Consider the following 20,172-nt stretch of genomic DNA (forward strand, 5'->3'; position numbering starts at 1 on the left):
AAAATCGCCCCTGAAGGAGTCCCCATGCGTCTCGTCACCTTTTTGCACAGTGCCGGTCCCCGCCTGGGCGTGCGCCTGGGCGACGTGCTGGTTGATCTGGCTGCGGCCGATCCCTGCCTGCCCCGCGATATGGTCTCCTTTCTGGCCGGCGGCGAAGCAGCGGCCGAAGCCGTGTGCGCGGCCGTCGCCAAGGCCCCGGATGCCGCCAGGATGCGCTTTTCAGCCGTCCGGTTGCTCCCGCCCGTGCCCAATCCCGACAAGATCATCTGCGTGGGGCTTAACTACGTGGACCACGCCGTGGAGATCGATCCGCGAAACCTGCCCGATTATCCGACTTTTTTCGGCCGCATGGCCACGACCCTGGTGGCCCACAACGAACCGCTGCTGCGCCCGACGGTCTCGACCAAACTCGATTTTGAGGGAGAGATGGCAGTCGTCATCGGCAAAACCGGACGGCTGATCCCCCAGGCCCGCGCCCTGTCCCACGTGGGCGGCTATGCGCTTTTCAACGAGGGCTCGGTGCGCGACTACCAATTCCGCACCTCCCAGTGGTTTCTGGGCAAAAATTTCGACGGCACCGGCGCATTCGGGCCGGAGCTGTGCACGCCCGACGAACTGCCGCCCGGGGCGCGGGGCCTGTTCCTGGCCACCCGGGTCAATGGCCGGGTCATGCAGGAAGGCTCCACGGCCGACATGCTCTTTGGCGTGGCCGCGCTCATTGCCAGCCTGTCCGAGGCCATGACGCTTTCTCCCGGCGACGTCATCGTCACCGGCACCCCCTCGGGCGTTGGGTTTGCCCAGAAACCCCCGTATTTCCTCAAACCCGGCGATGTCTGCGAGATCGAACTGGAAGGCTACGGCGTCCTGAGAAATCCCGTGGCCGACGCGCCGTGCGTGGGAGAAGAATAGGAGAAGGCGGAAGGCGGAGGATGCCTCCGGCGGCCAAAGGGACTGCGTCCCTTTGGAATCCCCTCCTGGAGGACGTTTGATTGGACCGGGTACGCTGCCAAACCGGCGGAGGGTGTCATGACAAAATCGTATCTGCTGTACAAGTGCGGTGCGACGTCCCGGACGCCGCTGGTCGTCTTTAGCGCCGACAACGTGGACGAAGCCCGCGAGGCCCCGACCTGGCTCAAACGCAAACATCCGGACATGCCGGCTCTGCACCTTGAGCCTGGTGAATTTTTCGAAATCATCGAAAAAGATTTCTGCGAGCCCGAGGACTGGGAAGCGGCAAAGCAAGCCATGGCCGGGGCGACGGCCGGAGGCTGAAGCCGGCCGGGAGATGCGGCCGAGATTGCACGGTCGGCAGGAGACTGTCCGGCGGCCATGCGCGGCCGCGCTTTCCCGCCTTGAGCCAAAACAAAGGGGACGATGCCCAGCGTCGTCCCCCTCCTCTGTGTCGGGCTGCCGGCCCGCAACACTCTGTCGCCGCGCTCATCCGATCTCGTCGAGGATCTCCCGGGCGGCCGTTATCGGGCTGGCGGCTTTGGTGATGGGCCGGCCGACGATGATGTAGTCGGCTCCGGCCTTGACGGCGGCGTGGGGCGTGGCCGTGCGGGTCTGGTCGTCGCTGGCGCTGTCCAGGGGCCGGATGCCGGGGGTGGCGATGATGGCTTTGGGGCCGACGGCCTTGCGCACCAGGGCTGTTTCCAGAGGCGAACAGACAATGCCGTCCGCGCCGGCAGCCAGGGACGTCTCGGCCCGCAGGCGCACCAGATCGGCCAGGGAGCCGGCGAAGCCGGACTGGGCCAGCTCTTCGCGGCCAAGGCTGGTCAGCACGGTGACGGCCAGGATCTTGGTCCTGCCCTTGGTTTTGGCGGCAGCGGCCACCACCTGCGGATAGCCATGCACCGTGGCCAGGGCGATGTCGTGGTTGGCCAGCTGGGCCGTGGCCAGGGCGACGGTTTGCGGGATGTCGTGAAATTTGAGGTCGAGCATGACCTTGTGCCCGCGCTTGGCCAGGGCGTCGCAGACGGCAAAGCCGGCGTCGAGGAACAGTTGCAGGCCGACCTTGAAAAAATCGACCTGGGGGGCCAGGGAATCGGCCAGGGCCAGGGCCTCGGCGGCGGTCGGCACGTCCAGGGCCACGATGAGGCGCTTTTGGGGCGGATGTTGTGCAGGCATGGCGGTATAGGGTGGGTTAAAGATTGGCGTAGCGTTCGAGGCGTTTTTTATAGGCCAGGATGCCGTCGACCATGCCCTGGGCCAGGGCGCGCATATAGGCGTCCGAGGCCAGCCGCTTGGCGTCGTCGGGATTGGTGATATAGCCCAGTTCGATGAGCACGGCCGGCATGTTGGCCCCGATCAGCACGAAAAACGGCGCTTCGTGGGGTCCCCGGTCGCGGGTGTGGTAGTCGCCGCGCAGACCGGAAATGGCCCGCTTTTGCACCAGCTTGGCCAGATCCTTGGATTCGGCGGTCTTGGCCGAGAGCATGAGGTCGGTCAGGATGGCTTGCAGGTCGCTGATTTTCTTCTGGGAGGCGGCATTTTCCCGGGCAGCCACGCGCACGGCCTCCTGGGTGGTGGCCAGGTTCAGGGAATAGGTCTCAAGGCCGGCCGAGCCGGCATCGCCGTGGGCGTTGCAGTGGATGGAAACAAAAAGATCGGCCGCCTTGGAGTTGGCCATTTCGGTGCGGGTTTCCAGGGGAATGAACGTGTCGTTTGCCCGGGTGTAAATGACCTTGAGCCCTTTTTTCTGCAGCTCCTCGCCGAGGATGCGGGCAAAGCGCAGGTTCACGTCCTTTTCCGTCAGGCCGTTTATCCCCTGGGCGCCCGGGTCTTTGCCGCCGTGGCCCGGATCGATCATGACCGTGTGCACGGACAGGCCGAACTGCTCCAGGAGGCTGCCGGCATTTTTCTGGGCAGCCGTCGGCGGGCGCAGATTCGGGGTCGGCGCGGCGGGCAGGGGCGGCGGCGTGACCGGGGCCTTGACCTCCCGGGCCGAGGCATCCTTTTTGGCAGGCGCGGGCGCGGCCTCGGCGGTTTCGCCCCGGGGCTTGGCCTTGTCGCCGGAAAGGTCCAGGACCACGCGGAAGGGGTTGGCCTCGGACCGGATTTCATATGTGCCGAGGCTTTCCAGCTCCAGGACCACGCGCACGGTTTCCGGGGTGAAGTAGCCGGCCCGAAGCCGCGACACCGGGCCGTTGGCAAACCGGCGTTCGGTGCCGGTCTTGGTGTTGGTGCGGGTGTTGTCCAGATCAATATACAGCCGCTTGACCGGTTCGCCGCTGGGACGCTTCTGGTCGAGGATCTGGTAGCGAAAAGCGGTTTCCCGGGAGAGGGTCAGGGTCAGCCGGCTGCCGCTTGGGGTCGTTTCCAAGGCGGCGTTGGACAGGGTGGCCGGTTTGGCCGGCGTGGCCAGAGCCGCAGCCGGACCGACAGCCTTGGCCGGCGCGGCCGAGGCTTTGGCCGGCTCCGATGCGGCGGGCGCAGCCGATGTCGCCGACGCTTTGGCTGGCTCCGGTGTGGCGGATGCAGCCGGCCCGGCCGACGCTTTGGCCGGCTCCGGGGCGGCGGGTTTGGCGACCGAAGCGACTTTGTCCGCCGGGGCCTCGGCAAAGCCGGCCAGGAACTTGCGGGCCTGGGCCGCCATATCGCCCTTGCGGTACTTGTGCAGGATGGTTTCGAGATCGGTCTTGGCCTCGGCCGGCCGTTTGAGATTTTCCGCCAGGATGACGGCCCGACGCAGCAACGCGTCATCGGCCCAGGCATGGGTGGGAAAGCTGGCGGCCATCCGATGGTACAGGCCGGCAGCCGCCTCGTAGTCGGCGTCGAGGGCGGAACGCCGGGCCAGTTCGGCAGTGGTCCAGGCCTCATAATAAAGCGCCTTGGCTGCCAGCGACGTGTTGCCGCCGGCCTTGACCACAGCGGCAAAGTCCCCGTCCAGCTCCTTCCACAAATCCCGGCGGCCCGACGACGCGGCATCCTTTTTAAGCGCCTCAAAGCGGGCCACGGCTTTGTCGTAGCGGCTCTCCAGGCCAGCGGCCCCGGCCCGGCCCGGCAGCAGGGCCAATCCCGCCAGGCCCAGAGCCAGGGCCAGGACGGCGGGAACCACCCTCCCGGCCCGTATGGCTGCGACAAGTTTCTTCACGCCCCTGCCTACTCCACCGTGACGCTTTTGGCCAGATTGCGCGGCTGATCCACGTCCTTGCCCAGATAGTCGGCCATCTCGTAGGCAAAAAGCTGGAGCGCCGGCAGCATGAAGAAGGTGGACAGCGGTCCCCAACCGGCCGGCACCTCCCAGGGATGGTCCACGTCGAGATCCGCCCCGGGGTTGGTCAGCGCAATGATCTTGCCGCCCCGGGCCTGGACTTCCTGCAGGTTGGACTTGACCTTGGGATAGAGGCTGTCGAGCGGCGCCAGGGCAAAGGACGGGAATTTGGGGTCAATAAGCGCAATGGGGCCGTGCTTCATCTCGCCGGCGGCATAGCCCTCGGCGTGGATGTAGGAGATTTCCTTGAGCTTGAGCGCCCCTTCCAGGGCCATGGGATAGTCGAGCCCCCGGCCGAGATAGAGGAAACTTTTGGCCTCGCTGTAGACCCGGCACAGCTCCTGGGCCCGCGAGCGCATCCCGAACAGGGCGGCGTCGAGTTCGGCCGGCAGCGCTTCCAGGGCCGGCAGGCACTTCTCGGCCACCTCCGCCGGCAACACGCCGCGCTTGCGGCCAAAAGCCAGGGCCATCAGCGTCAGCAGGGTCAGCTGGGAACACATGGCCTTGGTCGAGGCCACGGAAATTTCCGGTCCGGCCTGGGTGTAGAGTACCACGTCGGCCTCGCGGGCCACGCTTGAGCCGACCACGTTGCAAAGGCCGATGACCTTGGCCCCCCGGGCCTTGGCCAGGTGGATGCCGGCCAGGGTGTCGGCGGTCTCGCCGGACTGGCTGATGGCCACCACCGTGTCGCCGGGACCGAGAATGGGGTCGCGGTAGCGCAGTTCGGAGGCGATCTCCACCCGGGTGGGGATGCCGGCCCACTGCTCCATCAGATACATGCCCCACAGCCCGGCGTGGTACGACGTGCCGCAGGCCACGATAAAAAGCCGCTCCGGGGCCGGGATGTCTTCGAGTTCCGGCAGCACGGCCTGTCCCGTGGTCCGGTCGATGCGTCCGGCCAGACAGTCGGCAATAACGCGCGGCTGCTCGAAGATTTCCTTGAGCATGAAATGCTTGTAGCCGCCCTTCTGGGCCGCGGCCACGTCCCAGGAGATGTGGCGGACGTCCTTTTCGATGGGAGCCAGGGTGGCGGCGTCCATGACCTGCCAGGAACCGGCGTCGATGCGCACCATCTCGCCGTCGTCAAGAAAAACCACTTCCCGGGTGTAGGGCAGAAAGGCCGGAATGTCCGAGGCCAGGAAATTTTCCCCGACGCCGACGCCAAGAACCAGGGGCGAATGCTTGCGCGCGGCGTAGAGCATCCCCGGGTTGTCGCGGCTGACCACCACGATGGCGTAGGACCCTTCGACCCGGGCCAGGGCGGTGGAGACGGCCTCGGCCAGGGAGCCTTTTTCCTTGAAATACAGGCCCACAAGTTGGGCTAAAACCTCGGTGTCGGTCTCCGAGACGCAGCGGATGCCGGCGGCGGCCAGCTCTTTTTTGAGCTCCTGGTAATTCTCGATGATGCCGTTGTGGACCAGGGCGATGGCCCGGGCGGCGTCGAGATGGGGGTGGGCGTTTTTCTCGGTGGGCAGGCCATGGGTGGCCCAGCGGGTGTGGCCGACGCCGGAGGTGGCCAGATAGATATTTTGCGCTGCGAGTTTGGCTTCCAGGTTGGCGAGCTTGCCTTCGGCTTTGACCGAAACCAAGTCCTTCCCTTGGAGAAAAGCCACGCCCGCAGAATCGTAGCCGCGATATTCCAGACGTTTAAGCCCTTCGATGATAACCGGGACAGCCGGCCGATGTCCGCAATATCCGATGATGCCGCACATAGAATGGCCTCCTGGCGCGCCGTGGGCGCAAGCCGCTTGTCGGCTGGTCAGGCAAATCGGCCGCTGTGGCCGTCCGCGGTCCCATGCCGTGCTCTGACGAGCTTTAGCCCGGCTTGGCGCGTGTTGCAACCGGGCGGGTACGGGCAGCAGCTGGCGACGTTTTTTATGAGACATTTTGACCCGCTCTTGCCGTGTGTGAAATTTTGACCCACCGGCGGCTCCGTTTTGGACAAAAAGTCTCATTTCTGCCAACAGTCCAATATCACAGGACAAAACAATCGACCCCGGCCTACTCTGGATCAGGGGACAACGATTTCTGTGTGCAGGTGTCCCACCCAAAAAGGAAGCGCCGCCGCCGCAAAACGTAATTATTTAAAATAATTCATTTTTTATAACGGGCCAATACTTGCTATGCCCGGCGCAACCCCAATCAAGCGAAAAGACAGCGTGTTTTTTCCGCTTGCGCTGCCTCCGGACGCGGGTCTGCCGCCACGGGCTACAGCGCATGCTGGGGCACTCGGTGCGTTTCGCCTCCACTGGACCCGGACGGCGCGACGCTGTGGCGTAAACGGCAGACGCGTGGCGGGAGGTTTTTTCAAGCGGATCAACCAGAAACGGTGGGGGGACACGATGACGCTGGCTATCTTGATTGCCATTTCCTTAATGTGGCTGCCCGTGGCTTTGCTCTTTCTCGGCTACGGTGAAGCCAAAGGCACGGGGGCCATCTGCGCCTTCGTCGGTATCTGCGTCGTACTCGGCGCATTTGTGAATGCCATCCAAAACGACGCCTTCACGGCCGGCCTGCTTTTCGCCCACGGGCTGCTCTACTGCACGGTCGCTTTTGCCTTGCTGACCGGCTTGGAAAGCATGCATTCCGTCGGAAACGTCAGTCTGACGGTGGCCATCGTATCCTTCATCTACATGCTGATGTATTACCATGTGAAGGGGAGCAACTATTTCACGTTGGCTTGTGCCGGCTACACCGTCCTGACGCTGGAAGTATGGCTGAACGCCTATGGCAAGCTGTCCGGCAAGGTTCTTGCCTGGTCGCTTATCATCTGGGTTCCCATCGGGCTTTACATTCCTGCGTTTTTGTTGCTTGCTGGAAAGCCACTGCCTTTCTAACGCTTGTGCGACTCTCGGCCCGGTCTGTTTCTGCGGCCCGGGCCTGTTCGATTTTCTGCGTCGGTTGGGTTTCAAATCTGTTTCAGAGGGGTTTTTACGTCATTTCGGAGGAGGGAATCATGAAACGCTTTCTGCTTTTGATCGTGGCGGCCGCCCTGGTGATGACGGCCGCAGTCCGTGCCGAGGCAGCCACCGAGGTGCGGATGACGGGCGACGCGCTGGTCTACGGCAACTTTTTTGCCAACCGCAATTTCACGGGATGGAACAGCAGCAAATGGACCAATGAGGCCGGCGCCGTCCAGAAAGCCGGGACCCGGACCGAAGATCGCTTCGAAATCTGGGAACGCTTCCGCCTGCGCAGCGACTTCATTGCCAATGAGGCCGTGAAATTCCGTCTGGGCATCAAGGTGGAGGACACCTGGGGCCACGGCACTCTGACCGCCGCCAACCCGACCGTGTCCATGGAAGTCTACCAGGCCTACCTGTCCTTCAAATGGCCCGGTTGCGACGTCTCCATCACCGCCGGTCTGCAGCCGGCCGCCCTTCCCCAGAGTTCCTTTTTTGCCGGCAGCATCGTGTTCGACGAAGACGTCGCCAGCCTCATCGTCTCCGCGCCGCTCATCGACGACCACCTGACCATGATCCTGGGCTATGTGCGCACCATCTCAAGCGACCGCACCTACGCTCCGACCACCAATGACGTGTACGCCAACGAAGAGGGCTACCTGCTGGCCCTGCCCATTACCGTGGAAGGCTTCAAAGCCACCCCGTGGGCACTCTTTGGCGTCGGCGGCAAAGGCGGCCACTACCTGGAAGGCGGCGGATGGGCCGAGGGCCTGATCTCCTCGGGCCTGTTCTCCATGGCTCCGGTCGGCTGGAAGAACAACTTCATCACCGCCCTGTGGGCCGGCTCCACCCTGGAAGTCACGGCGCTTGATCCCTTCAAGTTCTACGCCGACGTGATCTGGGGCCAGCACGGCATGAACGAGTACAAGAAAAACGTGCGCAACGGCTGGTTCATCGACGCCGCCGCCGAATACACCGGCCTGACCATGGTCACCCCCCAGGCCTTCGGCTTCTGGTCCACCGGTGAAGACAGCTCCACCCGCAACGGTTCCGAGCGTATGCCCAACTTCTTCCCCGGCTCCGGCCGCGGCGGCGAGCACAACGGCGGCACCCAGTCCTGGAACGCCGGCAACAGCTTCCTGTTCGACGGCGGACAGGAACTGGTCAAGGGCTCCAACATGGGCATCTCGCCCCTTGGCGCCTGGGGTGCTGGCGCATCGCTGAACAACATCAGCTTCATCGAGAAGTTGTCCCAGCGACTGACCTTCGCCTTCGTCCACGGCACCAACTCCTCCAAGGCCATCCGCTACGCCAACGCGGTGCTTGGTTCCAATCCCATCTTCGTCATGGGCCGCGACCTGACCGCCCAGGAATGGGTCATGGGCCTCAACTTCGACACCAAGTACATGCTCTATGACAACCTGGCGCTCATCATGGAAACCGGCTGGGCCCACCCCAGCGCCTTCCAGAAGAGCGTCTGGGGCAGCCGTCTGGCCAACAAGGCCGAAGATGCCTGGAAGGTGTCTTTCGGTCTCAAGTACACCTTCTAGCCAACCACGCCATCCGACCGACGCAGGGCCGGAGTCCGAAAGGGCTCCGGCCTTTTTTGCGCCCGGCTGCCTTGCCCCGGCCCTGCCCTGGCTCTGGCCCTACCTTGGATCAACGCTGGCCCTGGCTCTGGCCCTACCCTGCCCCGGCGCTGGCTCTGTTGCCGGGCCAGAACAGCCCCCCTCCAACCGCCCCCTGGCGTTGCCAACGCCGGCCGGCTACGCTACCGTTGCCGCCCATGAGCACCGACAATCCCCGCGCCCGCCATGACCTGGAGTTCATTCCATTTGACCACGAAGGCCAGCCCGCCATCCTGGTGCGCGACCGCCTGGAAATCGTGCCCTGGGGCACCGGCATCCCCCCCGGGGTCCTGCCGGTCCTGGCCCTTCTGGACGGCCGGCATACCCTGGCCGAGGTGGCGGCTGCCGTCACCGAAGCCCAGGGCGGCCGGCTGGTGGCCGCCGAAGACGTGGCCGGACTGGTGGCCCAGCTGGACACGGCCGGACTGATGGACTCCCCGGGCTACCGGGAGCGCAAGGCAGCCATTGCCGCCGAATTTGCCGCCGCCCCCCGGCGCGACACCGTGTTTGCCGGACAGGCCTATCCCGATACGCCGGCCGCTCTGGCCGGCTATCTCGACGAGCTGCTGGCCGAAGCCCCGGCCGAGGCAACAGCCGACGCCGCCCCTCTGGCCATCATCGCCCCGCACATCGACCCCGAGGCCGGTCGGGCCGGCTATGCCGCCGCCTACGCCGCCATCCGGGGCTGCGCCCCCAGCCGGGTCATAGTCCTTGGCGTCGGGCACCAGCTCATGGCCGGACTCTATTGTCTGACCGACAAGCCCTTTGCCACGCCCCTTGGCGAAGTCGCGGTGGACGCCGCGGCCGTGGCCCGGCTGCGCCAGGCCGGGCAGGGCTGCGTGGACCCGTCCGAGCTGCCGCACAAGGCCGAGCATTCCATTGAATTTCAGGCCGTATTTTTGCACCACACCCTGAAAAAAACGCCCTTTGCCATGGTGCCCATCCTGTGCGGCTCCCCGGCCGGGCTGTTAACGGAAACCTCGCGCCGGGCCTTCCGGGACGCAACCGGGCCGTTTCTTGATGCCCTGGCGGAACTGGTGCGCCAGCCCGGCACGCTCATTGTCGCCGGCGTGGATTTTTGCCACATCGGCGGCAAATTCGGCCACGCCGAGCCGGCCGAGGCCCTGGAAGAGGCCGCGCTGGCCCATGACCGGGCGTTGCTCGACGCCCTGGCCGCCGGCGACCCGGACGCTTTCTGGGCCGAATCGGCCCGGGTGGACGACGCCTACAACGTCTGCGGCCTGACCGCCCTTGGCACCCTGGCCGAGGTGCTGCCTCCGGCCGCCATGGTGCTTTTGGGCCACGACATCATGCGCGAAGCGCCCACCCTGTCGGCCGTGTCCTTTGCGGCGGCGGCGTTTACGGCCAGATGAGCGCACCGCTGGTTCTCGACCACCTGCTCATCGAGGCCTCCTCGCGCAGCCGGGCGGAGGTCGGCTACACCATCCGGGCCGGGCACAAGCGCCGCTGGCTCGACCACGATCTGCCGGCGGCCGTGTTTGAAAAGATGCTGCGCGAGATCGTGGCGGTCACGGAAATCCGTTTCCACGGCTGGGGCGACTCCCTGGCCAACCCCGACATTCTGACCATGCTGACCCTGGCCAAGCACCGGGGGGCGCGCACGGTGCTGGTCACCGACGGCAGCCGCCTGGACGACGAACAGGCAACCGCGCTGGTGCGCGACGACATTGACGCCGTGGTCTTCCCCCTGGCCGGGCTGACCGAAGACACCAATTTTCGCCGGCGCGGCACCAGCCTCTATGCCGTCCTGGCCGCCATCGACCGGCTGGCCACGGTCAAGGCCGTGCACCAGTCGTCGCTGCCGGAAATCCGGGTGCGCTACACCCTGACCAGCTCGGGCCTGGACACCGAACTTGCCGCCCTGCCCCGTTTCCTGGCCGACATCGGGGCCACGGCAGCCTCCATCCGGCCCCTGTCCTACGCCACCGGCCCGGAGACGGAATACGACACCCTGGTTCCCACCGATCAGGACGCCTTCGACGCCGTAGCCGCCCGACTGCGCGCCACGGCCAAGGCCGCCAACGAACTGGGCATCCGCCTGGACAGTCGGCTGGTTCACGGCGGCCAGACCCGCTTTCGCTGCCCGGACAAGCCGTCCGCCTCGCTTTTCATCGCTGCCGACGGCGCAGTCAGCCCGTGCGCCCTGCGCAACGTGCCCATCGCCGACCCGGCCGGCTACCGCTTCCACGGCCACACCGTCCCCTTCCCCCGGGACGTGCGCGGCAATCTCCACAACACCCCCCTGGCCGCCATCTGGAACGATCCCGACTACCGCGAATTCCGCTACTGCCACGACACCGACACCCCGCCGGGCGGCTGCGCCGGCTGCTGGCGCTCGTTTTGGGTGGACGTGGAGTAGCTTTTTCGAGAAGTGGCGCAGCCGACGCCTTCAGGCGGGCGGGCTTGCCATGTCGCCCGCACCGCCGGCTTCGCCGTGCCACTGTCCGGGACCGGCACGCAGACAACGGGTGTGGTGCGCTGTGATCAGCCCCAGGCTATCGACTTGTCCGCGCGGCGCGCGAGAAAGTTGGAGAGTGTGCCGGTGGGGGTCATGGATGAGGTGTTGGCGCGGTTGGCCACGCTTATGGGGTGAGGGGGCACGTACCCGGCGACAAGGAGAGGGAGATCTACTTGAAAATCAGCTAGTTACTGGGAGTTCTGAAACTTCTTCGACTCTGGCACGCCGCTCGACGGCTACGCCGACTGCTGGTAGCCGTTCTGTGCATGATCTAGAAATTCTTTCTATTCACTAACTCCAAGTTCTTTTTTTGTATATTTCTCTCTATCTCTAGACCTATTGTGCAAAGAAATTGTTTCAGAATAATGCAGCGCAACATCCTTTCGAGGATATTTACCTATCTCTACCAACCTCTCTTTTACAAATCTCTCGTCATGAACGTTCCTATCAACAATCCTATCTGTTTGCCAAAAATAAAGGTACTCATAGGCGAAACCCTCTGGTGCCTGAATTATTCTTCGTCTTATATCATCAATGCCAATAACCGGTTGGCCTAAAATATTATCGACATATCCAGATACTGTACGCCAACTTTTGACTTCATTCAGTAAATTTCCTGCCAGTTCATTTTCAACCAAGAGGCGCGACCCTTTATGCTTACTCTCCAATGCAACAGCCCGAACAAGTTCTGTCCCTTTCGGTAAATGTTTTTGAAAAGTTTCAATTGTAAATCGTGGATCAAAATCTATCTTACCACTTACCATTGCACCTCGAAGCAATAATTTTTTAGTATGAATTAATTTTAAATACACAAGCTGAAGCTCTTTAAGTGCACTACTTGCGTCATCACCATACATCACCATGCTATCACTAAACATACATACTTTTACATCTTGATGTTCATCCATGTAACTTGATAATGAATTAAATACAGTATTATAAAATCCGTCAAGAGCTTCATACCCTAGCTTAGGATCAACACTATAGAGCGATGTAACACCAACGAGATCACCATAATATGTGAATGGTACCATCTTGCCCCCAATTTATCTTTTATCTATTTTTATATATAAGCACATCTCCCTGTCAAGCTATTTTGCGAACCCTTCGCCAGCCAGTTCCCACGACTCTCGTGCCACACCTAATTTTAAGCGATAAGTATAATCCATCCTCCCTTGACACCCCCCGACGAAATCACTACACCCACATATCAGGATATCTTGATATGCTCATTAACGACGACGCCACCCCACTCCCCTGGTTCAAGGCCCTGGCCGACGAGACGCGCTTGCGCCTGGTGCGCGTGCTGTCGCGCCATGAGCTGTCGGTCGGGGAAATCACCAGCGTGCTGGACATGGGCCAGTCGCGCGTGTCGCGCCATCTTTCCATACTGGTCGGCTGCGGGCTGCTGGTCAGCCGGCGCGAAGGGGCCTGGACCTTTTACAGCGCCACCACTGTTGGGCGCGAGGCGTCATTCCTCGGCTGCCTCGCCCCATTTCTGGAGACGGCCGGGCCGGACAGCGACCTGACCGCCGTGGACGCCGTCTTGCGCGAACGCCGGTTGGAAACGCGCCGCTTTTTCAACGACATCGCCTCGGATTGGGCCACCCTTCGCCGCGAGGTCCTGGGGGATGTCGATCCCGCCGCCCTGGTGCGCGAGGTCATGCCGGCCGGCGTTGGGGCTGCGGCCGACCTCGGCTGCGGACCGGGCGACCTGCTGCCGGTTTTGGCCGAGCGGGCCGGGGCCGTCATAGGCGTCGACAGCTCACCCTCCATGCTGGCCCTGGCCGAACGCCGAAGCCTGGGGTTGCCGGTCAGCGTGCGCATGGGCGAACTCGAACACCTGCCCATGGCCGATGGCGAGGCCGATTTTGCCGTCATCTGCCTGACGCTGCACCATCTGCCCGATCCGGCCACGGCGCTCACCGAAGCCCGCCGGGTGCTGGCCCCGACCGGACGGCTGGTGGTCATTGATTTCACTCCCCACGAGGACGAAGCCATGCGCCGGCGCTTCGGCGACCGCTGGCTCGGCTTTTCCCGGGAGAAACTGGTTGAATGGCTGGACCGGGCCGGGTTTACCCTGGACTCGTGGTCCACGCATCCCGTCAACAAGGGGCTTGTCGCCGCCAGAGCCGTGGCCGCGCCCCGTCAACATCCTCTGAAAGGAGATCCCCATGAGCGTTAAAGCCCTTGATCTGACCCTGCCCTATCTGGTGGCCGACATGGCCCAGGCCGATTGGGGCCGCAAGGAAATGCAGCTGTCGGAAAACGAAATGCCGGGCCTTATGTCCGTCATCAAGAAGTACGGTGCTTCCAAACCCCTGGCTGGCCTGCGCGTCACCGGGTCGCTGCACATGACCATCCAGACCGCCATGCTGATCAAGTGCCTGCACGCCCTGGGCGCGGATCTGCGCTGGGCCTCCTGCAACATCTATTCGACCCAGGACCACGCCGCCGCCGCCATTGCCGCCGACGGCTTGGCCGCCGTCTATGCCTGGAAGGGCGAGACGCTCGAAGACTACTGGTGGTGCACCGAGATGGCGCTGACCTGGCCTGACGGCTCCGGCCCGGACCTGATTGTTGACGACGGCGGCGATGCCACGCTCTTCATCCACCACGGCGTCAAATGCGCCAAGGATGCCAAAGTCTTGAATGCCCCGGCCGACAACAAGGAAATGGGCATCATCATGGACCGCATCAAAGCGGTCGTGGCCGCCGATGCCGGCCGTTTTGACCGCATGGCCAAAAAGATCCGCGGCGTGTCCGAAGAGACCACCACCGGCGTCCATCGCCTCTATCAGATGATGCAGGCCGGCGAGCTGCTTTTCCCGGCCATTAACGTCAACGACTCGGTCACCAAGTCCAAGTTCGACAACCTTTACGGCTGCCGCGAGTCCCTGGCCGACGGCATCAAGCGGGCCACCGACGTCATGGTTGCCGGCAAGGTCGTGGTCGTGGCCGGGTACGGCGACGTGGGCAAGGGCTGCGCCCATTCCATGAAGGGCTTTGGCGCGCGCGTCCTGGTCACCGAGATCGACCCTATCTGCGCCCTCCAGGCGGCCATGGAAGGCTACGAAGTCACCACCATGGACGACGCCTGCTCCCAGGGCGACATCTTCGTCACCTGCACCGGCTGCTGCGACGTCATCACCGGCGCGCACATGGAAAAGATGCGCGAAGGGGCCATTGTCTGCAACATCGGCCATTTCGACTCTGAAATCGCCGTGGCCTACCTGGAAAACACCCCGACCTGCAAAAAGGACCAGATCAAGCCCCTGGTCGACAAATGGACCATGGCTTCGGGCAACTCCATCCTCATGCTGGCCGAAGGCCGGCTGGTGAACCTCGGCTGCGCCACCGGCCACCCGAGCTTTGTCATGTCCAACTCGTTCACCAACCAGGCCCTGGCCCAGATCGAGCTGGCCACCAAAAAGTACGCCGTCGGCGTCTACACCCTGCCCAAGCTGCTGGACGAGGAAGTGGCCCGCCTGCACCTGGAACGCCTCGGCGCCCGGCTTGAGACCCTGACCCCGGCCCAGGCCGCCTACCTGCATATGGACGCGGCCGGCCCCTACAAGCCGGACCATTACCGCTACTAAGCAACGTTCACCCTCCCAATCCCGGCCGGGGACGTCGTGGCTCTGTTGCCATGGCGTCCCCGGTTTGTTTATCCGCTCAATAAAGTCTTTTTTTAATGGAATGAGGGTTCTTGCAGCCTTCCCGGTTTCATATTAAACATCGCTACGATGTTGCCCCTGGATTTCCGTACAGCGATAATACTGTACTTCTTTACCAACCTCTGTATCGCCGCCATGCTGGTCGTGGCCTTTTCCAATGGCCAGGCCCGGGGCACCCGGCTATGGATCGCCGGGATGGTGATCCAGCTGGCCTCGGCCCCGCTGTTTGTGTTGCGCGGGGTCATTGCCGACAGCCTGTCCATTATCCTGGGCAACCTGCTTTTCACCCTGGCCTGGAGCTGCTACCTGGCCTCCCTGGACCGATTTTTCGGCAACCGCCGCCAGCCCTGGCTCTACGCCGCTCCGCTGGTCCTGGCCGCAGCCATCTTCGGCGTCTTCCTGCACGACGCCCGCACCCGCACGGTGCTCGCCAACGGCCTCTACGCCGCGCAATGCCTGGCCCTGGCCGCCGTGATCCTGGCCCAATGGGGACGGTTTCGCCGGCGGTTCATCACGACCTTCGCCCTGGGCTACGCGCTGGCCACCGGGGCCTGCCTGCTGCGGGCGCTGGCCATCCTCCAGAACACCGATCCGACGCCCGACCCCTTTGGCCCGGGGCCGGCCCAGACCGCCTCCCTGCTCCTGTCCGTGCCAAGCCTCGTGGCCTGCACCCTGGGTTTCGTGCTGCTCCACCGGGAACGCATGGAAGTTGAAATCCGTCGGCTGGCCGAGATTGACCACCTGACCGGGCTGACCAACCGGCGCGGCTTCGAGGCCGGCTTTGCCAAGGCCCTGGCCCAGGCGGCAGGAAGCCACTCCTGGACCAGTCTGGCCCTTATTGACCTCGACCGCTTCAAGGCCATCAACGACCGCCTGGGCCATGCCGCCGGCGACGTGGTGCTGGTGGAACTGGGGCGTATCCTGACCCGGGAGATGGGGCCGGACGACCTGCTGGCCCGCATCGGGGGCGACGAATTCTGCGTGGTCATGCCGCGCACCCCGCCGGAACAGGCCGCCGCCCTGGCCGAACGCCTGCGCCGGGCCGTGGCCGGCCACGACTGGCCGGCTTACGGACTGCCCCAGCCGCTGACCGCCACCATCGGCCTGTCCAGCCGCCGGGGCAGCCGGCAGGACAGCGGCGCGGACTTCCTGCGCCTGGCCGACATGGCCCTGCTGGCGGCCAAGGACGAAGCCAGAAACACCATACGCCAGGCGGACGCCCCGGCGACCTGCCCCGCCCAGGCCCAGGCTCAGGCCTGAATCGGCCCAAGCGGCACGAAAAAAGTAAAAAACGTGTGCTTTCGCAAGGTTGCTACACTGGCGACAAGTTTGTATGGCTCACATACGGATTTGTCTGCCCGCTGCGGCAGTGCTTTCGGGAAACACTGTAAATACAGGAGACCAGCCCCTGGCCTGGATATTGTAATGTCCGGGCAAGAAGCCCTCCAAGGACGTGCCGTGAACCAAGCCCCCGAAGACATCGCCTACCGCGCCATCGGCATCCTGCATTCTCCGCACACGGACATTGCCGGCATGCCCATCCAGCCCGTGGGAGCCCTCGGCATCCTCGGCCATGTGGACGTCCACGCCGATTTCGCCGCCGGTCTCCATGACCTGCAAGGCTTTTCCCATGTGTTCCTCCTGTACCACCTGCATCGGGTGAAAGGCTTTGACCTCATGGTGAAACCCTTCCTGGACAACGACCGCCACGGCATCTTCGCCACCCGCTCCCCGTCCCGGCCCAACCCCATCGGGTTGTCCGTGCTGGAGCTGGCCGGCGTCTGCGGCAACACCGTGCATGTGCGCAATGTCGACATCCTCGACGGCACCCCGGTCCTGGACATCAAACCCTATGTGCCGCGCTTTGATGTCTGGCAGGCCGAGCGCACCGGCTGGTTTGCCCACAAGGCTCAAAACGCCGACACCCTGCGCTCCGACGACCGGTTCCGGTAATGCCGTGCCCGCAACAACCACGGGTTGCCACTAGCCCTTCCCCTTTGTAGTGGTCTGGAGGGCGACCCTCCCCCGGCCGCCGGAGCAGGCGGTGGTCCCCGTCAAGGCTGTCACGGTCCACGGCCGACCGCATTGCCGGCCAGCACCCAAAACCCCTTGAAAACTTCTCCCTGTGCAGGGGTCCGGGGGGCTACCCTCCCCCCGGCCGCCGGAGGCAACAAACACCATGCAGCTTGTCACCGTGGCCGGCCCGCCGTCGTCGGGCAAGACCTCAGTCCTTCTCCGCCTGGCCGCCGTGCTGGGGTGTCGGAAGTCGACCCTTGGCGTGGTCAAGTTCGACTGTCTGACCAGCCACGACAAGGACGCCTTTGACCGGGCCGGCATCCCCTGTGTGGTGGGACTTTCCGGCGCGCTTTGCCCGGACCACTTCTTCGTATGCAACGCCGCCGACGCCCATGCCTGGGGAATTGCCCAGGGCATCGGCGTCCTGGCCATCGAGAGCGCCGGGCTGTGCAACCGCTGCGCCCCGCACATCGAGGGGGCGCTGGCCGTGTGCGTGGTGGACAACCTGTCCGGCATCGACACCCCGGCCAAGATCGGTCCCATGCTGCGTCTGGCCGATGTGGTGGTCATCACCAAGGGCGATGTGGTGTCCCAGGCCGAACGCGAGGTGTTCGCCTTCCGGGTGCGCCGGGCCAACCCCCGGGCCACGGTGCTCTTTGTCAGCGGCTTAACCGGCCAGGGAGCCGAAGCCCTGGCCCATGTGGTGGCCGCCGCGCCCCAGACCCCGGGCATCGACGGGGCCAATCTGCGTTTTACCATGCCGGCGGCGGTGTGTTCCTACTGCCTGGGCCAACGCAAGATCGGCACGGACCATCAGATGGGCAACGTGCGCAAAATGGATTTCGGCCGGGAGCAGCCATGACCGACGCCACCGCCCACCCCACCTTTGCCGCCATCTGGCGACAGTCGCCCCCGGCCCGGGATTTCTTCGCCGTCCAGGGGCTGCCGGCCCCCCGGCCCGACCAGACCCCGGCCGCCTATTTCGCCGCCCTGCCCCCCGAAGCCCTGACCGAAGCGGCCGGCTCGGCCAGTGCTCTGTCGGCCCGCTTCGAGGCCTTCCTGACCGCGCTTTCACGCCTTACCAACGACGCCCCGACGGTTGCTTCGCTCACCGTGCACGGCGGCCGGGGCAAGGACGGGCGGCCCGAAACCCTGGACCTGACCCTGGTACCGGGCGACGTGGTGGCCCTGGCCGGTCCCACCGGCTCGGGCAAAAGCCGCTTTCTGGCCGATGTCGAATGGCTGGCCGACGCCGACACCCCGACCGGGCGGCGGGTCTTGATCAACGGCCAGCCGGCCGACGCCTCCCGCCGGCTGGCCGCTTCGGGCCGGCTCATTGCCCAGCTGTCGCAAAACATGCACTTCGTCATGGACCTGACCGTTGGGGAATTTCTCATCGCCCATGCCGAGAGCCGGCTTCTGGCCGACGCCCCGGCGGCGGCAGCCGAGGTGACCACGCTTGCCAACGAGCTGGCCGGAGAACCGTTTTCCCCGACCACGCCGCTGACCTCCCTTTCCGGCGGCCAGAGCCGGGCGCTCATGATCGCCGACGTGGCCAGGCTGTGCGCCTCGCCCATTGTGCTGGTGGATGAGATTGAAAACGCCGGCATCGACCGGCGAAAGGCCATTTCGCTTTTAACCGGCCACGGCAAGATCGTGCTCATGGCCACCCACGATCCCCTGCTGGCCCTGACCGCCGGCAGGCGACTTGTCTTTGCCGCCGGAGCCGTGGCCGCGGTTATCGAAACAAGCCCAGAGGAAAAAGCGTCCCTGGCCGCCCTGGCTGCGGCCGACGCCCGCCTGAGCGCCCTGCGCGACGATCTGCGCCTGGGCCGCCACCTGCAATTTCCCCGGGAGCCGTGAAACCATGCCCGATACGTTGTCTCTTGATCTGCCGGTCAGCCGGTTTCTGGCCGACCATCCCGCAGCCCGGACCGTCCTGGCCGAACTGGGGGTGGGGGCCTCCTCCGACGCCGAATTTCTGGCTTCAGCCGCGCCGTTTCTGTCCATGGGCAGCCTGTTGACCATAAACGGCCTGTCCGCCGCCCTGTTTCTGGCGGCCGTGGACGCCGCCGGCCACGCCGCTAAAGGCCCGGGCGGCATGACGCCGCTTTTTTGCGACGGCTGGACACCGGGCGGAGCCGGGCTGCGGCTTTTTGCAAGCCTGCCCTGTCCGCTCAAGGCCCCCATGGGCCTTGCCCTGGAAAACCTGCGCGACAGCCTGCCCCCGGGCGCGCCCTGGCCGCGCCTGTTCATGGACAGCTGCGGCAAACATACGCTCAACGACCTGGCCGCCGGCCTGACCCGGCCCGAAGAAGTGCCGGACATGGTCGTCTCGGCCGGCTTGAATGGCTTTCTCTCCAGGGCTTTTCGCGACCGCTTTGCCGGCGGCGGCCTTTTGGCCGAACTGCCCCAGGCCATCCACCCGGCCCTGGCCTCGGCCGGGCTGGCCGATCCGCGCCGGGTCTGCCGCATCTATGCCATAAACCCGCTCGTGCTGGTGGCCGTGCCCTCGCGTCTGGACGGTCTGCCTGTGCCGCGCTCCTTTGATGCGCTGTTAGACCCGGTCTATGCCGGCAAGATCGGCCTGTGCGGCCCGCCGGAGACGGCCGGCGACTCCACGCTGCTCCTTGACATCCGCCTGCGCCATGGCCTCGATGCCGTGGCCGACCTGGGCCGGGCCATGCTGTGCGACACCCACCCGGCCCAGATTTTCCGGCCGGCCCCAGGCGTCAAGGCCCCGCCCATTGGCGTCATGCCGGCCTTTTTCGCCAATGCCGCGCCGCGCCAGGGCGATGTGGAAATCATCTGGCCGGACGGCGGCGCGCTGGCCTCGCCGCTCTTTGTGATGGTCAAGGAAAAGGCCCAAGACGCCCTGGCCCCGTTGCTCGATTTCTTTCTCGGGCAGGAGACAGCGGCCATCGCCGCCGGCGCGGCCCTGCCGCCAACCCTGCCCAGGGCCGACGTCAGCCTGCCGCCCGGGGCTTCGGTGCGCTTTCTCGGCTGGGACGTGCTGGAGAGCCAGGACCTCGGACCGCTTATCGCCGAGTCCGGGGCGGCCTTTGCCACGGCCTATTACGGCAGAAACGGCTAGGACACGGGGGAAAGAGATGCCTCCGGCGGCCAAAGGGACTGAGTCCCTTTGGAATCCCCTCCTGGGGTACGTTCGATTTGACAGTGCGCGTTGCCGAGTCGGTGAGCGGCAGTTGCACACGAAAAGATGAGAGGGGCCGTGCCCGTTGGCACTGGACGGGAA

General features: G+C 64.6%; 18 protein-coding genes. 14 read left to right on the top strand and 4 right to left on the bottom strand.

What is annotated here, in order from left to right:
* Positions 1-24: 24 nt before the first annotated feature.
* Positions 25-909, top strand: coding sequence for a fumarylacetoacetate hydrolase family protein (locus NY78_RS15380; RefSeq protein ID WP_043637769.1), 885 nt, complete (start codon positions 25-27; stop codon positions 907-909).
* 117 nt (positions 910-1,026) lie between these two features.
* Complete coding sequence (locus NY78_RS15385; protein WP_043637770.1) at positions 1,027-1,272, top strand: hypothetical protein; 246 nt, start codon at positions 1,027-1,029, stop codon at positions 1,270-1,272.
* A gap of 165 nt (positions 1,273-1,437) precedes the next feature.
* On the opposite strand, the gene pyrF is transcribed toward NY78_RS15385, so the two are convergent.
* From pyrF to glmS, 3 genes are read right to left on the bottom strand one after another with little or no spacing between them, the layout of a single operon-like run.
* The gene (gene pyrF, locus NY78_RS15390) at positions 1,438-2,127 is read right to left on the bottom strand and encodes an orotidine-5'-phosphate decarboxylase (RefSeq protein ID WP_043637771.1); all 690 of its coding nucleotides are present in this window, start codon (positions 2,125-2,127) and stop codon (positions 1,438-1,440) included.
* 16 nt (positions 2,128-2,143) lie between these two features.
* Positions 2,144-4,093, bottom strand: coding sequence for an N-acetylmuramoyl-L-alanine amidase (locus tag NY78_RS15395; protein ID WP_043637772.1), 1,950 nt, complete (start codon positions 4,091-4,093; stop codon positions 2,144-2,146).
* Positions 4,094-4,101: 8 nt separating this feature from the next.
* Positions 4,102-5,925, bottom strand: coding sequence for a glutamine--fructose-6-phosphate transaminase (isomerizing) (gene glmS, locus NY78_RS15400; protein WP_043637775.1), 1,824 nt, complete (start codon positions 5,923-5,925; stop codon positions 4,102-4,104).
* Between the two features lie 630 nt (positions 5,926-6,555).
* On the opposite strand from glmS, the gene NY78_RS15405 reads away from it, so the two are divergent.
* From NY78_RS15405 to NY78_RS15425, 5 genes are all read left to right on the top strand, one after another.
* Entirely contained in the window at positions 6,556-7,050 is a 495-nt protein-coding gene (locus tag NY78_RS15405) for an AmiS/UreI family transporter (RefSeq protein ID WP_043637836.1), read from the top strand.
* Positions 7,051-7,169: 119 nt separating this feature from the next.
* A complete protein-coding gene (locus tag NY78_RS15410; RefSeq protein WP_043637776.1) occupies positions 7,170-8,666 on the top strand; it encodes an outer membrane homotrimeric porin in 1,497 nt (498 codons plus the stop codon).
* 236 nt (positions 8,667-8,902) lie between these two features.
* Positions 8,903-10,117 carry an AmmeMemoRadiSam system protein B gene (gene amrB, locus NY78_RS15415; RefSeq protein ID WP_043637777.1) on the top strand — a complete coding sequence of 405 codons (1,215 nt, stop codon included), beginning with the start codon at positions 8,903-8,905 and terminating at the stop codon, positions 10,115-10,117.
* Positions 10,114-11,124, top strand: a complete 1,011-nt coding sequence (locus NY78_RS15420) for a radical SAM/SPASM domain-containing protein (RefSeq protein ID WP_043637779.1) — start codon at positions 10,114-10,116, stop codon at positions 11,122-11,124. The genes amrB and NY78_RS15420 overlap by 4 nt, the downstream gene beginning before the upstream one ends.
* 12 nt (positions 11,125-11,136) lie before the next feature.
* Complete coding sequence (locus tag NY78_RS15425) at positions 11,137-11,358, top strand: type II toxin-antitoxin system PemK/MazF family toxin (protein WP_156180960.1); 222 nt, start codon at positions 11,137-11,139, stop codon at positions 11,356-11,358.
* A 149-nt stretch (positions 11,359-11,507) separates the two neighbouring features.
* Here NY78_RS15425 and NY78_RS24805 read toward each other — a convergent pair whose 3' ends face one another.
* Entirely contained in the window at positions 11,508-12,257 is a 750-nt protein-coding gene (locus NY78_RS24805) for a hypothetical protein (protein ID WP_156180961.1), read from the bottom strand.
* 191 nt (positions 12,258-12,448) lie between these two features.
* Here NY78_RS24805 and NY78_RS15430 point away from each other — a divergent pair, with 191 nt between their 5' ends.
* From NY78_RS15430 to NY78_RS15460, 7 genes are all read left to right on the top strand, one after another.
* Positions 12,449-13,408, top strand: a complete 960-nt coding sequence (locus tag NY78_RS15430) for an ArsR/SmtB family transcription factor (protein WP_043637780.1) — start codon at positions 12,449-12,451, stop codon at positions 13,406-13,408.
* Positions 13,398-14,822, top strand: coding sequence for an adenosylhomocysteinase (gene ahcY / locus NY78_RS15435; protein ID WP_043637781.1), 1,425 nt, complete (start codon positions 13,398-13,400; stop codon positions 14,820-14,822). The genes NY78_RS15430 and ahcY overlap by 11 nt, the downstream gene beginning before the upstream one ends.
* A 147-nt stretch (positions 14,823-14,969) precedes the next feature.
* Positions 14,970-16,160 (top strand): GGDEF domain-containing protein, encoded by a 1,191-nt coding sequence (locus NY78_RS15440; protein WP_043637782.1) that lies wholly within the window; start codon positions 14,970-14,972, stop codon positions 16,158-16,160.
* A gap of 165 nt (positions 16,161-16,325) precedes the next feature.
* A complete protein-coding gene (gene tsaA / locus NY78_RS15445; protein WP_047960224.1) occupies positions 16,326-16,853 on the top strand; it encodes a tRNA (N6-threonylcarbamoyladenosine(37)-N6)-methyltransferase TrmO in 528 nt (175 codons plus the stop codon).
* A 226-nt stretch (positions 16,854-17,079) separates the two neighbouring features.
* Positions 17,080-17,778 carry a GTP-binding protein gene (locus NY78_RS15450; RefSeq protein WP_043637784.1) on the top strand — a complete coding sequence of 233 codons (699 nt, stop codon included), beginning with the start codon at positions 17,080-17,082 and terminating at the stop codon, positions 17,776-17,778.
* Positions 17,775-18,779 carry an ATP-binding cassette domain-containing protein gene (locus NY78_RS15455; protein ID WP_043637786.1) on the top strand — a complete coding sequence of 335 codons (1,005 nt, stop codon included), beginning with the start codon at positions 17,775-17,777 and terminating at the stop codon, positions 18,777-18,779. The genes NY78_RS15450 and NY78_RS15455 overlap by 4 nt, the downstream gene beginning before the upstream one ends.
* A 4-nt stretch (positions 18,780-18,783) precedes the next feature.
* Complete coding sequence (locus NY78_RS15460) at positions 18,784-20,010, top strand: ABC transporter substrate-binding protein (RefSeq protein WP_043637788.1); 1,227 nt, start codon at positions 18,784-18,786, stop codon at positions 20,008-20,010.
* Positions 20,011-20,172: the final 162 nt, after the last annotated feature.

Source organism: Desulfovibrio sp. TomC, from assembly GCF_000801335.2.
Classification (GTDB): Bacteria; Desulfobacterota; Desulfovibrionia; order Desulfovibrionales; family Desulfovibrionaceae; genus Solidesulfovibrio.

Excerpts from the sequence above, each read along its gene's own strand:
- NY78_RS15405 (WP_043637836.1), top strand. The coding sequence starts at position 6,556 with ATGACGCTGGCTATCTTGATTGCCATTTCCTTAATGTGGCTGCCCGTG.
- NY78_RS15380 (WP_043637769.1), top strand. The coding sequence starts at position 25 with ATGCGTCTCGTCACCTTTTTGCACAGTGCCGGTCCCCGCCTGGGCGTG.
- NY78_RS15440 (WP_043637782.1), top strand. The coding sequence starts at position 14,970 with ATGTTGCCCCTGGATTTCCGTACAGCGATAATACTGTACTTCTTTACC.
- glmS (WP_043637775.1), bottom strand. The coding sequence starts at position 5,925 with ATGTGCGGCATCATCGGATATTGCGGACATCGGCCGGCTGTCCCGGTT.
- NY78_RS15410 (WP_043637776.1), top strand. The coding sequence starts at position 7,170 with ATGAAACGCTTTCTGCTTTTGATCGTGGCGGCCGCCCTGGTGATGACG.
- NY78_RS15430 (WP_043637780.1), top strand. The coding sequence starts at position 12,449 with ATGCTCATTAACGACGACGCCACCCCACTCCCCTGGTTCAAGGCCCTG.
- NY78_RS15450 (WP_043637784.1), top strand. The coding sequence starts at position 17,080 with ATGCAGCTTGTCACCGTGGCCGGCCCGCCGTCGTCGGGCAAGACCTCA.
- NY78_RS24805 (WP_156180961.1), bottom strand. The coding sequence starts at position 12,257 with ATGGTACCATTCACATATTATGGTGATCTCGTTGGTGTTACATCGCTC.
- NY78_RS15460 (WP_043637788.1), top strand. The coding sequence starts at position 18,784 with ATGCCCGATACGTTGTCTCTTGATCTGCCGGTCAGCCGGTTTCTGGCC.
- tsaA (WP_047960224.1), top strand. The coding sequence starts at position 16,326 with ATGTCCGGGCAAGAAGCCCTCCAAGGACGTGCCGTGAACCAAGCCCCC.
- amrB (WP_043637777.1), top strand. The coding sequence starts at position 8,903 with ATGAGCACCGACAATCCCCGCGCCCGCCATGACCTGGAGTTCATTCCA.
- NY78_RS15420 (WP_043637779.1), top strand. The coding sequence starts at position 10,114 with ATGAGCGCACCGCTGGTTCTCGACCACCTGCTCATCGAGGCCTCCTCG.
- NY78_RS15385 (WP_043637770.1), top strand. The coding sequence starts at position 1,027 with ATGACAAAATCGTATCTGCTGTACAAGTGCGGTGCGACGTCCCGGACG.
- pyrF (WP_043637771.1), bottom strand. The coding sequence starts at position 2,127 with ATGCCTGCACAACATCCGCCCCAAAAGCGCCTCATCGTGGCCCTGGAC.
- ahcY (WP_043637781.1), top strand. The coding sequence starts at position 13,398 with ATGAGCGTTAAAGCCCTTGATCTGACCCTGCCCTATCTGGTGGCCGAC.
- NY78_RS15455 (WP_043637786.1), top strand. The coding sequence starts at position 17,775 with ATGACCGACGCCACCGCCCACCCCACCTTTGCCGCCATCTGGCGACAG.